This window comes from Pseudomonas kitaguniensis, from assembly GCF_049199985.1.
GTDB lineage: Bacteria > Pseudomonadota > Gammaproteobacteria > Pseudomonadales > Pseudomonadaceae > Aquipseudomonas > Aquipseudomonas kitaguniensis.
The window spans coordinates 253,192-271,855 of sequence record NZ_JBLZPT010000001.1; the positions used below are offsets into that span (position 1 = coordinate 253,192).

Here is an 18,664-nt window from a genome sequence, read left to right on the forward strand (position 1 = left end):
GTCATGGACCGCGCTGTCCGATACCCCGAACATAACTGAGTACGATGCGCTCGACCTCAAAACATACGTGCACATTGGTAATGTTTATCCGGAAGCCGGAGAGTTAATCAGTAGGCTGGCCCCTTTTAGCCAAAAGCTTCAAGTAAGTCAGCCTGCCTAACGGTAATTCCCGCCAACTTTGCACGAGCTCATGTTAATGAAGCTTCAGTCACAGTTCCAAAAATTCTCGACTAAGCATTCCCGTACCATGCCGGCATTCCTCGCCCGAAAATGGTATCGAAGCTCTATTCTTAAGCCATGTCCTTTTTGCACCATAAAAACGCCATTAACATTATAGAACACTACAACTCATAGTAGTCTGCCCATTCTGTTGAGTAACTATTTTGCTGACAGTAATCATACATCCCTGCAAAATCGTGAACGCCCAACCTAGTTAATTCGGCATGGATTTCTCTCAAAATCACCACTCCATTATCTATATTCAACGCTTGTAGGGGGGACGTAGTTACACTTTCCACATGGGCAAACTGAACTTCAGATAGCTTCAAAAAAGCAATACCACTAAACTCGCAACAAGTGATTCCGTACCGAGTGACTCGCTGATCTTTTAGTTGGTTACGCTTGCCATCAATATTATCTAAAAACGCTACCCTAAGATCTACCAATGTAGTAGACGATGTAATAGCTTGATAAACTGCCCGAACATACCTCAAGTAAAGATTGCTAACACCAAATGAGGAGCTTATTCTCGCATCAAGGAGCCCGCAAAAATCGGGACCCGATATATAGATATCACCATCTATTGAATGAGGCAGTGATGGAGAAACATACCCCTCTATGCCTTGCTGCCAAAAATAGTTATGCGCCCCCGAGTTTCCGGTCCTCAACAAATGGCTCAACTCCGAAACCTTGATATAACAAAGTCCATTCTGCCAAACCAACACTCCTCTATTGAACGCATTCTTGATTGTCGATAGAGTCCTAGTACTCAAAAGATCAAGCAAGGCAGAGTTAAATTCAAAAGCCTGCTGCCGTACATTGTAATCAAGATCACCAAGTGTGTAAAAATTAGTCGATGGAAAGTTAGCACTCATAGCTTGCCACCAGACACACGACTAAACAATCCATTTATATCTTCACTAACCTTGGTGAAATCCAAGTCAATCTCTGAATTGATATTTTTATCTGGGTGAAACAAATTCAAATATGAATTTCTTAAAGCCCTTGCCTTATTTACATCGATCGTATGTACCTTTTTTATCCCCAGATACTTATCAAAAACCGCATTATTCACACTGAAATAGAATGCAATTTCATGCAGCTTGCTTTGAAAATACTTTGTACGATCACTGACCTTTAACAAGTCAACCTTTCCAATTTTAGTTTTATCTTCCTGCAGTGCAATTTTTATTTCCATTGCCTTCCCTCCTAGCTGGGGTAGTAATCATAACCTGTTTTTGCTTCACCACGTACTCGATGCCATCGTAGTGCTGCGCTACCAAATGGTTGCCCCTCCGTGGCGTTCATCGTTGGTAACTAGATATCGGTGCTCTGGCGATTTTCGGCGCCCTGCAGCTTGATTATCGTTCATCAATCTCTTGATCAGCCCACTGCCCGCAACCTTCAAAGCATTAATTATGTCTGACGTTTGACTTGCCGATTAATGGAGGGGGTTTTGAGCCTGCTAGCGAGGATTTTGAGCGTTTAGTACGATGGTTTTATCGCCCAAAAAAACTTACCCCGACTGATATCGAGCGGTCTATTGCTACACCGCCATAATGTGATGGCATTCATATCACTCCTCAAATGAAGGTTTGTTGCGGAGCCAGCAACCAGCAGCTCGGAGGTATTTTGGATTGCTCAGTCCAAACGCTGCCCCAGGCGGGGGCCGTTTACTTGTGAGTTTTAACGATCAAACCCATTTTCTCTCGGATGCCCGTTTGCAGTTCCCGAAACTCTACCATCATCTTCTCCACATCGATTGCATGCGCTCTTTGACCATGTTTCTCTGCGAGCCAAAGCTTCAGCAAGCCAGCAACGCGGCCAAGGTCGCCGTTGACTTTGGCCAAATCTGCCACGACCGTCAGGTCAACGATAGAACGAATTGGATAATTCATGCCGACTGCGCGCAGAAACCCTGAACGCGACAGGCCAGTATCTTCGGCGCGCTTTGTAATCGCCGCCTTTTCCTCATCAGTCACCCACACCTCTATCGGCTTTCCACGTCGACGCGCCGTTGGCATTTTTAGGTCTCCGTCGTTGCTCATGATGGCCTCCAAGTTTGTTTTTTCTACCGTGCGTCAGCGAGGTGGCCTCGCAGAGCAAGATACTGTCGAACCGCAGGTGAGTAAGAGCCGGTGTCTGTAAGGGGTCGGCGCAGCCCGCACCCGTACAACACACATCTTGCCGTCTGATTCGACGCAAATACATGCGTATCTTTGCGATCGCTTCATATCTAGCATACCTACGCATATCTACGCATCTATGAGCTAGATTACGCATGGTAAGTAAACAATTTTTTGCGCATACTTGCGTAACCATGCTTAAGCGGAGGTTCGATGATGAAGACACCAAAAGAAGGGCTTACTGGCGCGGGGCGGGTGGCGTTTTTAGCGCGCCTCGATGAATTTCGTGGTCTCATTCAAGCCGGTTGGCCGGTGACGGTCGTTTATGAGAACCACGGTGGAGATAACACTGGTCTGAGCTACAGCCAGTTCGCCCGGTACGTTGGAAAGTACATCCGCAAGCCGACCAAACGTGGAGCCCAGCAGTCCACAATTCCTGACGAAATAACAATTCCGGTAGCCCCGGTGCCAGAACACATGCAGTCCGGCACCTCAACGGTACCAGTTCCTATGTCGAAGCCCCACCTGTGTTCCGGCATGACCCAAGCAACGGCAACAACCGTGATGATCTTATATAGCTTTCCAAGGGTTAAGCCTTTTCGGCTGCACATCTTTCAAGCGGCCGGGAGCACGTACTGCAAGTAGCAGCCGAATACTTGGTACATTCCGAAAAGGGCGAATTAAACAAATAATCGCCACGAATCGATCTCCCCGATGTCAACCTAATCAGCCAATCATTCCATCGATGCAACCGGCATGTCCGGGCACGATCAGGCACTGATCAAAGTGACTGATAGAGGCCGGGAAATGCACCAAAAAATCATAACGTCCATTATCGGCAAAACGCCGCTGGCAACAATTCCCTTGCGCAGAACGACCGTTTCTCTTACTCGGAAACTCCGTCGTCAGGCTGCCTATGGTGCCAAAATTGCCGTAGCCGCTTTTTTCGGATTGGCCATGTACATCGCTCCACGCCCGGCTTACGCCATCTATTGCTCGAACTGCTCGACGTTCTATCAGCAGATGTTCGAGTACGTCGAGGCCGTTAATACCGCCTTGAACACTGCCGAGACATTACAGACGCAGATTCAGCAGTATCAGAACATGGTCACTCAAGGCACCGGCTTGCCCAGCTCAATGTTCGGCAGCATCGCGGGCGATCTCAAAAACGTGGCCAACATCTACAACCGCTCGCAGTCCCTAGGCCGCCAGATCCAGAATATGGACTCGCAGTTCAACACCGCTTTTCCTGGCTTTCAATCCTACCTAAATCAAGCTGCAAACTCGGCGGAAGTACCGGCGCGTGAGCGCTATCAGAAGTGGTCAGAGCAAAACCGCGACAGCGTAAAAGCGGCCCTTGAAGCGGCCAACCTCAACACCAGCACTTTCGAGTCTGAGGATACCCAGCTCGATCACATGGTGGCTCGCTCACAGTCAGCCGCGGGCCGGATGCAAGCCATTCAGGCAGGCAACGAGATAGCCTCTCAGAACGTTCAGCAGCTGCAAAAACTGCGCGATCTACTGGCCACGCAAATAAACATGCAAGGTAACTATATGGCTCAGCAGGGCGACCGAAAAGCTGCTAGCGAAGCAGCTGAGCAAAAGTTTGAGGCCCGTAAAAATAATTGGGGGCCTTCCGAGGATTTCTAAACATGTTTATATCTAAAACTCTGATCGCTGGGTTATGCATCGTCTCTGCTCTTGGTGGCTCTGTTCTATCTGGATTCATTGTCTATATCCGCACCGATTGCGTGGCTGTTGAGCGGTCGATGCAATCAGATACGGATAAGAACTTTGAAGCACGGAAAAACAACTGGGGCCCGTCTGAGGATTTTTAACTATGCAACGTTCAGCATTTCTACCACTCGTTGGTGCAATACTCTTGCTTTCGGCCGGTAGCGCGATGGCAGCAGGAGATGTAACTCAAAGCAATGAAATGAACGGGCTTTTGCGGACGCTCTATCAAGCCGCAAGTGAATGGTCACCACGACTACAGGGTTATGCACTCAACTTACTGGCATCTCTCGCTCTCATCCAATTGGTTTGGACGTTCATGCCTTTAGTGATGAAACAAGCTGACTTAGGTGAAGTTGTCGGCGAGCTGATCCGCTTCTTCATGGTCATTGGTTTTTTCTACGCAGTCATTGAGCATTCCGTGCCATGGGCAACAGCCGTAGTGGACAGCTTCCGAGAAGCTGCGGGCACGGCTAGCGGTTTGGGCCGTGCGCTTCAACCCGGTGATATGTTCGCGGTCGCTGTCAACTTCTCACGCACCATCGTGGAAGGAATTTCACTTTTTTCTCCGGGCAAAGCAATCCTTATCGCGCTTGTTGGCTGCTTGGTTTTACTGTGCTTCGCCTTTATCGCGGCATTTATGTTTGTGACGCTTGTAGAGTCGTACGTCATCATTAATGCCTCCGTACTATTCTTCGGTTTCGGTGGTTCGCAATGGACACGCGATTTTGCAATTGCACCACTCCGCTTCGTTGTTGCAGTAGGTGCCAAGCTGTTCGTCTTAACATTGATCGTAGGAATTATTGTCACGTCGGCTAAGTCCTGGTTAGCGGTTTATACCAATGACGAAGCATCTCTGATGACATTGGCAGGTTTGGCTCTGGTATGCGCCTACCTAACCAAGACTATTCCCGAACTGATTGGCGGGATGATTAGCGGCACGTCAATGGGCGGAGGCTCGGCCATCGGCGGAATGGCAGCGGCTGGCGCAGCCGGTGCTGCTGCCGCAGTCGCCACCATCGCTACGGCCGGTGCCGCTGCGCCCGCCGCCGGTGGTGCGCTTGGCGCTGCCGGTGGTGGTGCAAGTGCCGCAGGGGCTGCTGGTAGCGGAGGATTGGCTGGCGCTATCAACTCCAGCTTCGCCGGTGCGGCAAACTCCGGCATCGGTGCAGCGAACGCCGCGCCCTCTGGAGTGGGTGCCAGCACTGGTGGCGGTGCAGCAATCAAAGTCTCTACATCAGCAGGGTCGAGCGTAGGTGGCGGTACCGCTAAAGCGACGCCCAGCCCTGCCCAGCCACCTAACAGCGGCGTGCAGCAGGCCGCCAAGCAGGCTGGAAAGGTAGTGCAAGACAACGACGACAAAGACAAACAACAAGAGACACCCAAAAGGGGTATTGAAGTGTCGGGGAATTCCCTTTCTCAAGCGGCGAATGGAGGTGCGAAGGTGCTCGGGGTGATGGCTTCAATGGCTGTACCTGGCATGGAGAACGCGCACGGCCTATCCCTTGGTGCTGGATCAACCCCACCTTCAAATAGCGATGCCAATTCGGCCGCTCCAAACAGCAGCGGAGAGTTAGCCGCTAATTCCGAGCAGGGGGATTCCAACGTGATCCGTCCAGCCTCAGACGCAAGCTCTGCTAATGGTCGCCTAGCCTCGCTGAGTGTGCCGGGTACGGCCTCCAACAATGAAAAAACGGAGAAATAATCATGATGGGATTTCTGATGTTCGCTGGATTCGCAGTATTCGCCTTTACCTTCGCCGTTGGCATGTGGGCACTCGGCCGGTGGCTTCGAAGCAAAGGTTACGGGCCGCAGCTAGATAAGCTGGATCGGCACTACACGGCGCTGCAGCTTCGCGTTAGCCCGCTCGCAATGTCGGCTTCGTATCGCATGTTTGTTGGGGCAGAGGCTCTGAGTCGGCTGCCTTTGCTGGGCAGCAACAATAACGCCACTTTGAACCAGCAGGTTTTGATATCCATCCGAAGGCGCAGGAAGCACAGAAGCGAGAGCCGCCTGAAAATCAGTAAACACGCCAACTTGTCTTGAAGACTACCTCGCCTAGGGTGGGGTGGTATTTTCCGCCACAGATCAAGCAAGCCTCTGTAGTGCTCGTTGAGCGACTTTCTATACATCGAGTCACATATCCGATCCCCCAACACTTCCGCTAAAGTAATAACAAAACCAGCACACTGTTATCCCTCACGCATGTCCTGCGACGGTAGGCCGACACGCAAGATTGAGCCGCCCAGTGTCGTTTTTCTAAAGCTGATCACCGTCGAGAATCAGGTTGAATGCCATTGCTCCTTTCGCTTTTAACAACACCAGCAATGTCACACCATTGCAAGACAGCGCCGCACGCCCCTGAAGACTGCCAGCTCCCCGCGTGAAAAGCCTCGATACCCGATAGCTCAGACAGTCAATGGAACGCCCAGTAAGACTCCGCAGACGCTGTATGCAAAAACAGGCTGTATATTAAATCAGTACTAGCCACTCATCATATCGTAGTAGCTTTATGCCTGCATTTTTACTCGCTCATAGAATCACTACCTAGTATTGGAGACTAAGAGCGTGGTTTTACACTAAATATAAACAAGGAAGTAAATTGAAAAGCGAATACTTGATCACCTTCGACTCAAAAGATGGAATCTGCAAAAGTGCAGATAAATTTAAAAGCCTTCTCTCGACACATGAATCTATTTCATTCACCAAAAAAGATAAAATATCCTACCTAGACAAAGAGCACATATATCAGCTAGCACAAGGAACTCTCACAGACGGGTCAATTTACTATGACTTAACTATAGAGTGCAGTGAGCGATCAGAGCTTGAAGCGTTTAAGGAATTTCTGAGAGAAATAAGAGGAATCTGCACGAAATTGAGCGGCAGAAATATTATTATACTTCATGATGGAATTGGTGAGGAGTACTGCCAATCCGGCTACCCTACAATATACAAAACTGAAAACCTCATGCGTAAACTGATCGCTAAATTCATGGCAATCAGCATTGGATATAACTGGAGCGATGCGGCAACTCCAAAAGAGGTACTCGACTCAGTCAGAACTGACAGAAAAAAAGAAAAAACCAACTTCCTACATGAGATTGACTTCATTCAGCTGTCAAACTTCCTGTTCAAAAGCTATACAAAATCAGATGCAAGCCGTTTTTTTGATACTATAAAAGAAAAAAATGACGCTGAAAATATCACAGTTAAAGACCTAAAGCAGTACGCTCCATTTACCAATTGGGAAAAGTATTTTTCAAAAAAAGTACAGTGCGAGTCAGAGTACTTAAAAGCCAAGTGGGAACGTCTGTACGACTACCGATGTAAGATCGCTCACTGCAAAGGAATATCGAAGCAAGAGCTTGACGATCTTAATCTGATCAGTGACGACATTTGCCAAAAAATCCAAGCCGCACTTGATGCAGTTGGGGATCTACACATTGAGGAAACAGATCGCGAGGAACTGGCTGAAAATTTTAGCGGTACCGCCAATAAAAACTCTGCGGATTTCATCAGCAAATATAATAAGCTCTCAGCGCTAGTTCGACATATTTGCGAGCTTTCATCTAGTGAAGAGGACACCTTCAACAAACACGAGACAAACAAAACAAACATAAAAATGCAATCCAAGTACCTCTGGAACACCAAAGGGATTATCACTAAAGAAACAGCCGACCGTATAAATCAAGCTCAAAAAACTAGAAACACTGTAGTGCACCAAGTCGGACTCGTGGAACTAAACGAATCAGAGTTTACTGAAGAGATGGAAGCCATAGACTCACTATTAGAAAAGCTTTCAGCACTTGATCACGAGGAACTGTTAAAAAAACGCGGTATCGATTTGAGAGCTCAACAAGCGCGCGAGTGATAAAAAATACTCAACTCACAAACTAACAGAAAAGTATTCATGCCACGATAAGAATGGGTACTTTTAGGATCTAGAAATAACTCATTAAAATAAGTGAAGCCAACTAGCTACCAGCCTCACTTATTTACTAGCGCCTCTGTACGATAGAAACTGAATTCAACTTTATAACAAATATCAACACTAACCGATATCAGCACATTTCAGCAGACTGTAAACATAGGGAAATTAATCTAATCAAGTGCACTTAGCGGCAGACCGTACGCGGACGAGTTTGTCAAACAATTGCGATACGAATGTCGTCCAAATTTAACCATCGATTTATCTATAGTAGATATTAAAGAGTGATCAAGTCGAGTGCGGCCCCCATGCGGGAGCGCCGGACAAACCCGATGGCATCTTCATTTGTAATAAGCACGTACTTCAAATACCTGACGTAACCCAGCATTATAACCCCCCCCTCTTCAACAGCGCGGACGGCTACCTTCAAAAACGCGGAGGCTTCGCCATTAGTAATACGGACGGACTTGTCTCACCAGACACCCGGATCAGCGGCCACTTCTTTCGAATGCAATACACACGAACCTGTTTCAACCTCGGGAGCTTCTGGCTTACCTGCGCGATACCAGCTAGCACGGCTCATTCCGAGGCTCTCCCAAGGCTTCTGGCGGCTCAATGAGTTTTTTAAATAAGTCTGGCGGTCTACGCTACCTGCAGCGCGCCTACGAACTTCATGGCGGCTCCTGTCACGTTCCTGTGCCATCCCCAAGCTGATGATCGTCTTGAGCTGCCGTTGCTCATCTATAGTGATCCCGAACAGGTTTATTAGGGTGTCATTTTTTGGCGTGTAGAGCGCCGGGTAGTCCTTACCTCCGAAGCTGACCCGTTCTCCCGATTCGTAGGCCCTGGCCTTGCTGAACAGCGTCATGAGTTCCTTGGAACGGCTATCCCATTGCGGATCTAACTCGCGAGCCAGTGCTGATGCTTCGTGATACATCTGTTTGCTGTTGGTCGCGCCGGAAAGTAGCAGGAAGTTCAAGCGCCAAAACAGGTGTTGCATCCGGCAGCCTTCGCTGACACCGCCGCGCAACTCGGCGAGCTTGCGCAGGTCTTCGAGGCGATCCCACGCAAGCTGACGGCCGGAGATTCCGCGGAGATTGTCAGCTTTACCGCCGGGCACCAAAAGGAAGGGCTTAGGCTTGCGTTTGACCCGCTCGGCCTGCTCTTGCCGCTGCTGCTCTATTGTCCAGCGGGCAGTTGGTAGCAGGGCCTCGGCCAAATACTCGAAGTTATAGCGGACCGGCTGGCCATCGGTGTCGTTCGTCACATGAACAACGCGACAGAGTTCGCCACTCTTGCTGTTCACTGTCTGGATCGTTCGCAGAACGCGACTTGCATCTTTGGCCATCCGATCGGCACCGACGTGTGCGAGGCGATCCACAAGGTAGCGTTGGCACGCATTCCAGCGGGGCAATGCCTGACGCGGGATAGTACCGTCGAGTAGCCATTTCGCTTGGATACCCCGGCCGCTATAGATCAGTACGGACGGGGCCGGTAATCCTTCTTCGGTGCAGAAATAAAGCACCGATGCTGCCAGTTCGTCAGGCGTGCGGCCGGTAAGAGCCGGTATGCGGTAGGTGTCAAGATCGGTGAACAACAGCCCCAACCGGGCAAGGTTAACGACACGCCGGTTGGGCCGGATGAACTCTGCCTGAGACATCCATGTGTCGCGGGTTTTATCCACCAAATTGAGAATGGCTGGCATATCCGCTAACCGGTGGGAGGACTGGCGTTTTTCGCCACGTACGTCAACCAGCAGCGAGAAAAACCCGCTCCTGTTGCTGTCGTGGTACATCTGCGCCTCGTCCTGAGAACTGAACAGCGCAAGCTGTGAACATTGGTGTCGACCGCAAGCCGTTCTAGCATGCTGCTGCGATATGGGCCCTGCGTCGGGCCCGATCTGCACCGCTCAGGCTCCAATTCCGGGCCTGGGCGCAGGGCCGGAGTCCTTACATGCGTCAATCCAATCTTCGACCTCAGCCAAATCCCATACTACTTTGCGACTGCTGATCGCAATGCGACGTGGGAACTTACCTTTGATTTCAAAGTTGTAGATCGTCCGCTCACACAGCGGGATCATCGCTAGTAGCGTCTTTTTATCGATAAGCGTTCTGTTCGTTGATACCTGCATACCCTTGCCTCAATCAGTCACATTGGATGTGTGCCTGATCGTGCCCGGACGTGCCGCTTGCTTCGACGAGATGATTGGCTAAAATGGCTGACATGAAAAATAGATCAACCATCGCCATTTGGAAGGGATGCGACCCAACCGTCGCAGATGCCATTCGACGGTTTCGGGACTGCTGGGAGCCGTACTCGGCAGCATCGAAGCGCTACCCTATCGCTCGACTTGTAGAAGAACTCATCGACCCCGCTGTAGCTACGTACACGACAACACTCCCGTCGCGCTATTTGGGGCACGTGCCAGGAGCCGGTACCGGCGTAGCATTCAGTGAGATCATGCGATTGGTCGGTGCTGAAGCAATGGTCCGCGTAAAGCGCCGATTGCTGCGAGCTTTTGTTCTAACAGAAGATCAGCAGTCCAAGAGAGACCAGCAATTTATTGCCACACTCGAAACGCTCATCGAGCTGGTATGGGCCTGCAAGCGCAAGCAACCGGCGAACAGAAATTTTCGCGGCTTAAATGGTCAACGCTTAAAAGTTTTTTGTAGATTTTGCGGCTCGCTTGCTGAGCTGGCCTCATTCGCCGAATCCGTCAAAGACGAAGGCCAACGCGGCATCGATGAAAAACTACGCCTAAGTAACCTGTACTGCGCGGCTCATCGACCTAAGTTGCCGGATGACGAATGGAATCCCAAGTACAGGAAAGCAAAACGGTCTGTAGCGCAGTTTGACCTCGAACTAACTAGGCTCAGCCGACAATGCGCCTCGCGAGGCACCCCGCAAGCGAAATCAGGTGACGAGTTGGTTGACAGCTACATACACAACTACATGCTTGGCCAAACGCTAACGCTAGCAGAGGAAACAGAGTTACGGGACCTAGCGCGGCTTATGGTGGACTCAAGATTATCTGATAGAAAAAAACAGATACTCATGCTCCAACGGCTTGGTTTCAATCAATCAGCGATTGCGCGCAGGCTGGGTATCGAACGCCAAGCGGTATCCAAAGCAATTGCCTCAATCCCAGAGATCTTTTGGTTGAGTCAGCCACACCGATCCGGTTAATGGCTCGCTTTAGTGTCAACCAAAATACACAATCAATAGCGGTTCACGCGGCCGAACGGGACTCTTAAATCAAACCTTCGCACGTGTTTTTTTTAGCGTCCATTCGTCAATCATATCCGCCCAATCCTGCAACATCGCTCGACGCTGATCGCGGTATTCAGCCTTGTTGTAAACGGCCCGTACCCCCTTCTGCTCATGCGCAAGGCACTTCTCAATCCAGTCTGAGTTGTAACCCGCCTCATGCAGCAGCGTGCTCGCTGTGCGCCTCAAATCGTGCGGGCCGAACTTGCTTAGCGGCTGCCCTTCTTTCTGCGCAAGCCGATAGGCCAGCGTCAGCACCTGATTGATCGTCGCGGTGCTCATTGGCAAATCAGAATCGTACCGGGAGGGAAAGACGTAATCTGAACCACCAGCAAACGTCTTCAACGCAATGAAGAAATCCAAAGCCTGCTGAGATAAGAACACCAAATGTGGGTTACGGCGCTTCATTCGCTCTTTCGGAATGGTCCACAAGGCATCGCTGAAATTGATCTCGCTCCAAGTAGCGTTGGTCAACTCACTTTTGCGGACCATGGTCAGCAACAACAGCTTAGCGGCCACCCTAACGGAGGAAGCGGTGCCGATGCGGTCCAGGTACTGATACATCAACGCGATTTCGTCAGGCCCTAGAGCGCGATCACGTGGCTCGAATTTAGCGATGCTTGCAGGACGCACCAGATCAGCCGGATTCTCAACCTTCTGGCCACGCTCTATCGCCCATCGGAATACCTGCATCACAATCTCGCGGGAGTGCACGGCCGTGGCTGGAGCTCCACGCTCCACAATTGCATCTGTCAGCGCTCGCAGATCCCCATGATTGATTTCCACCAGTTTCTGATTACCGAAGTGCGGCTTTAGCTCGCGCTCGTAAACCGATCGGCGCATGTCCCGGGTTGAGTCAGCCATCTGATACCCACGCAGCCATTTCTCAGCCCACGCATCAAACGTCTCTGCCCCTTTGGTGCGTGCCTTGGCACGGGCTTTCTCTTTGGCAGGTGACTTACCCGCCGAAACCATCTTTTTAGCCTCGCCCAGGCGCTCTCTGGCTTCCGCAAGTGTGATGCCACCCACGCCATAACGACCGAACGTGATGGTCTCCTGACGGCCATTGATTGAGTAGTTGTAACGAAATGAGATGGAACCGGCAGCAGTGACGGCCACGTACAGCCCGTCGCGGTCGTTCACCTTGTAGAGTTTTTCTTTCGATTTGAGGTTACGCAGCTTGGTATCGGTCAGCATGGCAGTTACGGATTCCATGGGAAAAATACCATGCTCAGAAACGCGCTCATGCACCACGTTAAAAGCCAATGAAACCGGGTAATGATGAGATTTGATACCATGCCCTTCCCTACTAAGGCGACATGGTATCGAGCACTAAGCATGGTATTCGGCTCAGTCAATGCCCCGTACCATGCCACATAAACAAGCTGCTTGGCGATGCACAAAACTGCCAGAACTTGCCAGACCCAAAAAGCCAAAAGCCCGCAATTACGCGGGCTCCAGGGCATCTCTTGCTAGTGGGTACCGGACAATGCCGGACGCCCCATCATTCCCACTCAATCGTCGCAGGCGGCTTGCTCGACACATCATAAGTAACGCGCGAAATACCTTCGATCTCATTGATGATACGCCCGCTGACCGTCTCCAGCAGTTCGTACGGCAGGTGTGCCCAGCGCGCGGTCATGAAGTCGATGGTTTCCACCGCACGCAGCGCCACGACCCAGGCGTAACGACGGCCATCGCCGACCACGCCTACCGATTTCACCGGCTGGAACACCACGAAAGCCTGGCTGACTTTGTGGTACCAGTCGGCTTTGCGCAGTTCTTCGATGAAGATGTGGTCGGCGCGACGCAGCAGGTCGGCGTATTCCTTTTTCACTTCACCAAGAATGCGCACGCCCAGGCCTGGACCCGGGAATGGGTGGCGGTAAACCATGTCGTACGGCAGGCCGAGTTCCAGGCCGAGGCGGCGCACTTCGTCTTTGAACAGTTCGCGCAGCGGTTCTACCAGTTTGAGGTTCATTTCCTCTGGCAGGCCACCGACGTTGTGGTGGGACTTGATCACGTGGGCCTTGCCGCTTTTGGCGCCGGCCGACTCGATCACGTCAGGGTAGATGGTGCCTTGGGCGAGGTACTTGATGTTGTCGAGGCTGGTGGCTTGGGCATCGAAGACGTCGATGAAGGTGCGGCCGATGATTTTGCGCTTCTTCTCTGGGTCAGACTCGCCGGCCAGGTTGTTGAGGAACTGTTCCTCGGCGTTGGCGCGGATCACTTTGACGCCCATGTTCTCGGCGAACATGGCCATTACTTGCTCGCCCTCGTGCAGGCGCAGCAGGCCGTTGTCGACGAATACGCAGGTCAGTTGGTCGCCGATGGCTTTGTGCAGCAGCGCGGCAACTACCGAGGAGTCAACGCCGCCGGACAGGCCGAGCAGCACGTTGTCGGTGCCGACTTGGGCGCGCACGTTGGCGATGGCGTCTTCAGCGATTTTCGACGGGGTCCATAGCGCTTCGCACTGGCAGATGTCGAGGATGAAGCGCGACAGGATGCGCCCGCCTTGCTTGGTGTGGGTGACTTCCGGGTGGAACTGCACGCCGTAGTAGCCGCGCTCGTCGTTGAACATGCCGGCGATCGGGCAGCTCGGGGTGCTGGCCAGGATGTGGAAGTCTTGCGGCAGCTTGGTGACCTTGTCACCGTGGCTCATCCATACGTCGAGGCCGAACAGGCCGTCGGTGTCGACGTGGTCTTCGATGCCGTCCAGCAGGCGGCTTTTGCCGACCACGTCGACACGCGCATAACCGAATTCACGCAGCTCGGAACCTTCAACCTTGCCGCCCAGTTGCTCGGCCATGGTCTGCATGCCGTAGCAGATACCGAACACCGGCACGCCCAGGTCAAACACCGCTTGCGGGCAGCGCGGGCTGTTGGCTTCGTGCACGGACTCGGGGCCACCGGCGAGGATGACGCCTTTAGGTGCAAATGCGCGGATCGCTTCGTCATCCATGTCGAACGGGTGCAGTTCGCAGTACACGCCGATTTCACGCACGCGGCGGGCGATCAGTTGGGTGTACTGGGAACCGAAGTCGAGGATCAGGATGCGGTGGGCGTGAATGTCGAGGGCCATGGGAGAAAACTCTAAAAGCAGTTGCACGCTTCAAGCTGCAAGCTGCAAGTAATCGGGGGCTGCGCGGAAGCTGCATCAACGCAGCCCCGCTTGCAGCTTATAACTTGTGGCTTCTAGCTGGAGGCTTTAGCCGACGCGGTAGTTTGGCGCTTCCTTGGTGATCTGAACGTCGTGGACATGCGATTCAGCCATGCCGGCGCCGGTGATCCGCACGAACTCGGGCTTGGTGCGCATTTCTTCGATGTTGGCGCTGCCGGTGTAGCCCATCGAGGAACGCAGGCCGCCCATCAGTTGATGGATGATCGCGCTGAGCGTGCCTTTGTACGGCACACGGCCTTCGATGCCTTCCGGTACGAGCTTTTCGGCGCCTGCCGAAGAGTCCTGGAAGTAACGGTCGGAGGAGCCTTGCGCCTGGGACATGGCGCCCAGCGAACCCATGCCACGGTAAGCCTTGTACGAACGGCCCTGGAACAGTTCGATCTCGCCCGGCGCTTCTTCAGTACCGGCAAACATCGAGCCCATCATCACGCAGGAAGCACCGGCAACGATGGCCTTGGACAGGTCACCGGAGAAACGGATGCCGCCGTCGGCGATCAACGGTACGCCGGTGCCTTCAAGGGCTGCGGCGACGTTGGCGATGGCGCTGATTTGCGGCACGCCCACACCGGCGACGATGCGCGTGGTGCAGATCGAGCCTGGGCCGATACCGACCTTGACGGCGTCGGCGCCGGCTTCGGCCAACGCCTTGGCGGCTGCGCCGGTGGCGATGTTGCCGCCGATAACCTGTACGTCAGGGAAATTCTGTTTAACCCAGCGAACGCGGTCGATCACGCCTTTGGAGTGGCCGTGGGCAGTGTCGACCACCACCACGTCAACGCCGGCTGCCACCAAAGCTGCAACGCGGTCGCCAGTGTCTTTACCGGTGCCGACCGCAGCGCCGACGCGCAGACGACCTTGGTCATCTTTGCTGGCCAGCGGGTAAGCCTTGGCTTTTTCGATGTCGTTGACGGTCATCATGCCTTTAAGGGCGAATTTGTCGTCGACAATCAATACGCGCTCGATGCGGTGCTTGTGCAGCAGCTCGCGAGCCTCGTCCTTGTCGACACCTTCACGCACAGTGACCAGACGCTCTTTGGGCGTCATCACTTCACGGACGGTAACTTCAAGGCGGTTTTCAAAGCGCACATCACGCGACGTGACGATGCCGACCAGGTCGCCATCATGCAGCACCGGAACACCGGAGATGTTGTGCAGGCGGGTCAGGTCGAACAGGTCACGCACGGTGGCGTCAGCCTCGATGGTGATCGGGTCTTTGACCACACCGGCCTCGTAACGCTTGACCTTGCGCACTTCGGCAGCTTGCTGCTCGATGGTCATGTTCTTGTGGATGATGCCAATGCCGCCTTCCTGAGCCATGGCGATTGCCAAACGGGCTTCGGTGACGGTGTCCATGGCAGCAGAAACCAGGGGAATATTCAGCTCGATGCCACGGGTTAGGCGGGTCTTGAGACTGACTTCGTTAGGAAGCACCTCGGAATAACCGGGCACTAAGAGAATGTCGTCGAATGTCAGAGCTTCTTGGCTGATACGCAGCATCGCGGGGGCTCCCGAGCGGGAAAATGGAAGCGCGTCATTATACTCAGACACCCCCTCGGGCTCAATGTAAAACTCTGACATATTTGGGATTACAGGTGAGGCTGATTAAAGCTCGACTTTGACCCAGCTCATCTTCTGGTCCAGCCAATCGGCGAATTCGTCGATGAAGCTCTGCTTGAACCCCGCTTCCGCCCAATTATTGAAGATGAAGCCCAGGTTGGAAAACCCGCACTCTTGCAGGAATAAAAACCCGTTGATGTCATCTTCATGCCCACACAGCGGGCAGGTGAAGTTGTCGGTGTGGCCGGGCATCCAGTCTTCGAGGCTTTCAAAGAGGGCTTCGCCGACTTCCTTGAGGCATTCCGGGCAGCCGGCTTCTTCCAGAAAGCCCTTGGCTGGCGTGTAAATGCAGCGCTTGTAGATGATTTCGAGGCCATTGATCGGCTCGTTGAACGGCAGCGCGGCCGGGTGCAGCACCACCGCGCGGGCACCGTCGGCCAGCGCATAGGCCATGCGGTTGCCGGTGCGCCCGCAGGTGGTCAGTTCTTCCTTGATGATGTTCTTGCGCACCAGCCAGCGCACGATTGCCCGGGCGCGGGGTTCGTGGACGGGCAAGGTGGAGATTTTCGGGACAAGGATGCTTTGGGAGTTCATTGGAGTCCTGCGGTGTGGCTACATTTAACTGCGCGTCACCTGTGGGAACGGGCTTGCTCGCGATGAGGCCTTGAAGGCTGGCAGCTTAAGCCCTGAATAAATCCGGTCAAGTGCTCAAGTAACGCCCGATCAATGCAAGGCCACTGGCCAACACCAGCCACGTCACGCACCTTACAAAGGCCTCGCGGGACATGCGCATCGTCAGCCTGCGCCCACACCACAGCCCCACAGCCATCGCCGGCAACAGACACACCGCCAATAACAACAGCGGCCAATCGGCATACACCCCGGCGGCCAGGAACAAACCGAGGCGCACCACCGTGCTGCAACTGATCAATGCACTTTGGGTGGCGCGCGCCGCGTCCTTGGGCAAACGGCTGTTCAAATAGAGCGCGTATAAAAAGCCGCCGCTGCCAAACAACGCGCCAAACAGACCGCCGACAGTGCCCATGGGAATCGACCAACCCGCCGCCAGTTGAGTGGGTCGGGCTTTTACTGCCAGGTTGTAAATCGCATAGGCGCTGATGAACAACCCCATCAACAGCAGCAACAGATCCGAATGCAGGTTGAGCAAAAAAATCACGCCGAACGTGCAACCGATTGCCATGCACGGCAGCAATCGCAGCAGCTCCGGCTTGTTGACCTCGCGGCGCGATTGCAGCAGGTTGCCAAACGCCGCGACAAAATCCAGCAGCACCAGCAGCGGGATGATTTTCGACAGCGGCATAAACATGATCAGGATCGGCCCGGCGACCAGCGCCGTACCGAAGCCTGCGATGCCAAACACGATATAAGCCAGCACCACACACAGGCCGATCACCAGCCAATCAACACCGCCAAACGACCACTGGCTCATCAGCTCAACCGCACTCATCGTCACGTCCTTGAAAGAGATGGCAACACTTTAGTCGCCCTTGAGAGCAGCGGCCAGGCAGCGTAGCACTGCGCGCGGGTAGCGCAATTCTGCCAAACCCTGCGCGAATGCCTATAAACTGCCGCTCATGATTAAAGATCCCTTTGCCCGCTTGGGCCTGGACCGCGAAGTCCTGACTGTCAGCCAGCTCAACGGCCGCGCGCGGGTGTTGCTGGAAGACGTGTTCACCAATATCTGGGTGGAAGGCGAAATTTCCAACCTCGCCCGCCCCGCCTCCGGCCATGTGTATTTCACCTTGAAGGACAGCGGCGCCCAAGTGCGTTGCGCGCTGTTCCGCAATAATGCCGCGCGGGTGCGCCAGGCCTTAAAGGATGGCCTGGCGGTCAAGGTACGCGGCAAGGTCTCGCTGTTCGAAGGCCGTGGCGACTATCAATTGATCCTCGACACGGTAGAGCCCGCCGGCGATGGCGCGCTGCGCCTGGCGTTTGATGCGTTAAAGGAAAAGCTCAGCGCCGAAGGCCTGTTCAGTGCCGAGCGCAAGGTGCCGCTACCGGCCCACCCGCAGCGCATCGGCATTATCAGCTCGCCCACTGGCGCGGTGATTCGCGACATCATCAGCGTGTTCCGCCGCCGTGCGCCGCAGGTGCAACTGACGTTGATACCGACTGCCGTGCAAGGCCGCGAAGCGATTGCGCAGATTGTGCGCGCGCTGAAACTGGCCGACGCGCGCGGCTTCGACGCGTTGATCCTGGCGCGTGGCGGCGGCTCGCTGGAAGACTTGTGGTGCTTCAACGAAGAAGCCGTGGCGCGCGCAGTGGATGCCTGCGTCACGCCGATCGTCAGCGCCGTGGGCCATGAAACCGATGTGTCGATCACCGACTTTGTGGCCGACGTGCGCGCGCCTACGCCGTCTGCCGCCGCTGAGTTACTCGCGCCGGACGCGAGTCACCTGGTGCGCCAGGTTGAAAGCCTGCACCGCCGGCTGCTGATGCTGATGCGCAATCGGCTAACCCATGACCGCCTGCGCCTTGAGGGCATGGCCCGTCGCTTGCGCCACCCCGGCGAGGGGGGGGGGCCCCCCCCCCCCCCCCCGGGGGGGGGGGGGGAGGGCCGGGCCCCCCCCCGGGCGCCGCGCCCCGCAAACCCGCCCGCCGGCGGGGGTGGCCGGGGGACCCCCCCCCCCC

At 53.9% G+C, this 18,664-nt stretch carries 15 protein-coding genes and 2 pseudogenes; 7 read left to right on the top strand and 10 right to left on the bottom strand.

All coding sequences use genetic code 11. The annotated features are described in order from the left end of the window. Positions 1-341: 341 nt before the first annotated feature. From ACOZK9_RS01215 to ACOZK9_RS01225, 3 genes are all read right to left on the bottom strand, one after another. The gene (locus tag ACOZK9_RS01215; RefSeq protein WP_421555123.1) at positions 342-1,094 is read right to left on the bottom strand and encodes a hypothetical protein; all 753 of its coding nucleotides are present in this window, start codon (positions 1,092-1,094) and stop codon (positions 342-344) included. Beyond that, entirely contained in the window at positions 1,091-1,417 is a 327-nt protein-coding gene (locus ACOZK9_RS01220) for a hypothetical protein (protein ID WP_421555124.1), read from the bottom strand. The genes ACOZK9_RS01215 and ACOZK9_RS01220 overlap by 4 nt, the downstream gene beginning before the upstream one ends. 475 nt (positions 1,418-1,892) lie before the next feature. After that, positions 1,893-2,267: a plasmid mobilization protein gene (locus tag ACOZK9_RS01225; protein ID WP_421555125.1), complete on the bottom strand. Its 375-nt coding sequence runs from the start codon at positions 2,265-2,267 to the stop codon at positions 1,893-1,895. Between the two features lie 291 nt (positions 2,268-2,558). On the opposite strand from ACOZK9_RS01225, the gene ACOZK9_RS01230 reads away from it, so the two are divergent. From ACOZK9_RS01230 to ACOZK9_RS01250, 5 genes and pseudogenes are all read left to right on the top strand, one after another. Continuing rightward, entirely contained in the window at positions 2,559-2,990 is a 432-nt protein-coding gene (locus ACOZK9_RS01230) for a hypothetical protein (protein WP_421555126.1), read from the top strand. A gap of 111 nt (positions 2,991-3,101) precedes the next feature. Next, positions 3,102-3,995 (top strand): P-type conjugative transfer protein TrbJ, encoded by an 894-nt coding sequence (gene trbJ / locus ACOZK9_RS01235; RefSeq protein ID WP_478372189.1) that lies wholly within the window; start codon positions 3,102-3,104, stop codon positions 3,993-3,995. Positions 3,996-4,185: 190 nt separating this feature from the next. After that, positions 4,186-5,784, top strand: coding sequence for a P-type conjugative transfer protein TrbL (gene trbL, locus ACOZK9_RS01240; RefSeq protein ID WP_421555127.1), 1,599 nt, complete (start codon positions 4,186-4,188; stop codon positions 5,782-5,784). A 2-nt stretch (positions 5,785-5,786) separates the two neighbouring features. Then, positions 5,787-6,106 (top strand): annotated as a pseudogene (locus ACOZK9_RS01245) (hypothetical protein). A gap of 575 nt (positions 6,107-6,681) precedes the next feature. Next, positions 6,682-7,950 carry a hypothetical protein gene (locus ACOZK9_RS01250; protein ID WP_421555128.1) on the top strand — a complete coding sequence of 423 codons (1,269 nt, stop codon included), beginning with the start codon at positions 6,682-6,684 and terminating at the stop codon, positions 7,948-7,950. Positions 7,951-8,479: 529 nt separating this feature from the next. Here ACOZK9_RS01250 and ACOZK9_RS01255 read toward each other — a convergent pair. Both ACOZK9_RS01255 and ACOZK9_RS01260 read right to left on the bottom strand, forming a co-directional pair. Then, positions 8,480-9,802: a replication protein gene (locus ACOZK9_RS01255; protein WP_421555129.1), complete on the bottom strand. Its 1,323-nt coding sequence runs from the start codon at positions 9,800-9,802 to the stop codon at positions 8,480-8,482. Between the two features lie 114 nt (positions 9,803-9,916). Further along, on the bottom strand, positions 9,917-10,138 hold the full coding sequence (locus tag ACOZK9_RS01260) for a helix-turn-helix transcriptional regulator (protein WP_020328368.1): 222 nt from the start codon (positions 10,136-10,138) through the stop codon (positions 9,917-9,919). Between the two features lie 83 nt (positions 10,139-10,221). Between ACOZK9_RS01260 and ACOZK9_RS01265 the strand changes: the two genes are divergently transcribed. Beyond that, positions 10,222-11,193, top strand: a complete 972-nt coding sequence (locus tag ACOZK9_RS01265) for a hypothetical protein (RefSeq protein WP_421555130.1) — start codon at positions 10,222-10,224, stop codon at positions 11,191-11,193. Between the two features lie 69 nt (positions 11,194-11,262). Here ACOZK9_RS01265 and ACOZK9_RS01270 read toward each other — a convergent pair whose 3' ends face one another. The 5 genes from ACOZK9_RS01270 to ACOZK9_RS01290 all read right to left on the bottom strand — a co-directional run bounded on the left by ACOZK9_RS01270 (position 11,263) and on the right by ACOZK9_RS01290 (position 17,480). Beyond that, positions 11,263-12,471: a tyrosine-type recombinase/integrase gene (locus ACOZK9_RS01270; protein WP_421555317.1), complete on the bottom strand. Its 1,209-nt coding sequence runs from the start codon at positions 12,469-12,471 to the stop codon at positions 11,263-11,265. Between the two features lie 307 nt (positions 12,472-12,778). Beyond that, positions 12,779-14,356, bottom strand: coding sequence for a glutamine-hydrolyzing GMP synthase (guaA, locus tag ACOZK9_RS01275; protein WP_058414841.1), 1,578 nt, complete (start codon positions 14,354-14,356; stop codon positions 12,779-12,781). A 126-nt stretch (positions 14,357-14,482) separates the two neighbouring features. Further along, on the bottom strand, positions 14,483-15,952 hold the full coding sequence (gene guaB, locus ACOZK9_RS01280; protein WP_058414842.1) for an IMP dehydrogenase: 1,470 nt from the start codon (positions 15,950-15,952) through the stop codon (positions 14,483-14,485). Positions 15,953-16,057: 105 nt separating this feature from the next. Beyond that, positions 16,058-16,606, bottom strand: coding sequence for a hypothetical protein (locus ACOZK9_RS01285; RefSeq protein WP_058414843.1), 549 nt, complete (start codon positions 16,604-16,606; stop codon positions 16,058-16,060). A gap of 106 nt (positions 16,607-16,712) precedes the next feature. Then, positions 16,713-17,480, bottom strand: coding sequence for a sulfite exporter TauE/SafE family protein (locus ACOZK9_RS01290; protein ID WP_152748775.1), 768 nt, complete (start codon positions 17,478-17,480; stop codon positions 16,713-16,715). Positions 17,481-17,607: 127 nt separating this feature from the next. Here ACOZK9_RS01290 and xseA point away from each other — a divergent pair. Then, positions 17,608-18,664: pseudogene (gene xseA, locus ACOZK9_RS01295) on the top strand (exodeoxyribonuclease VII large subunit); the annotation flags it as partial.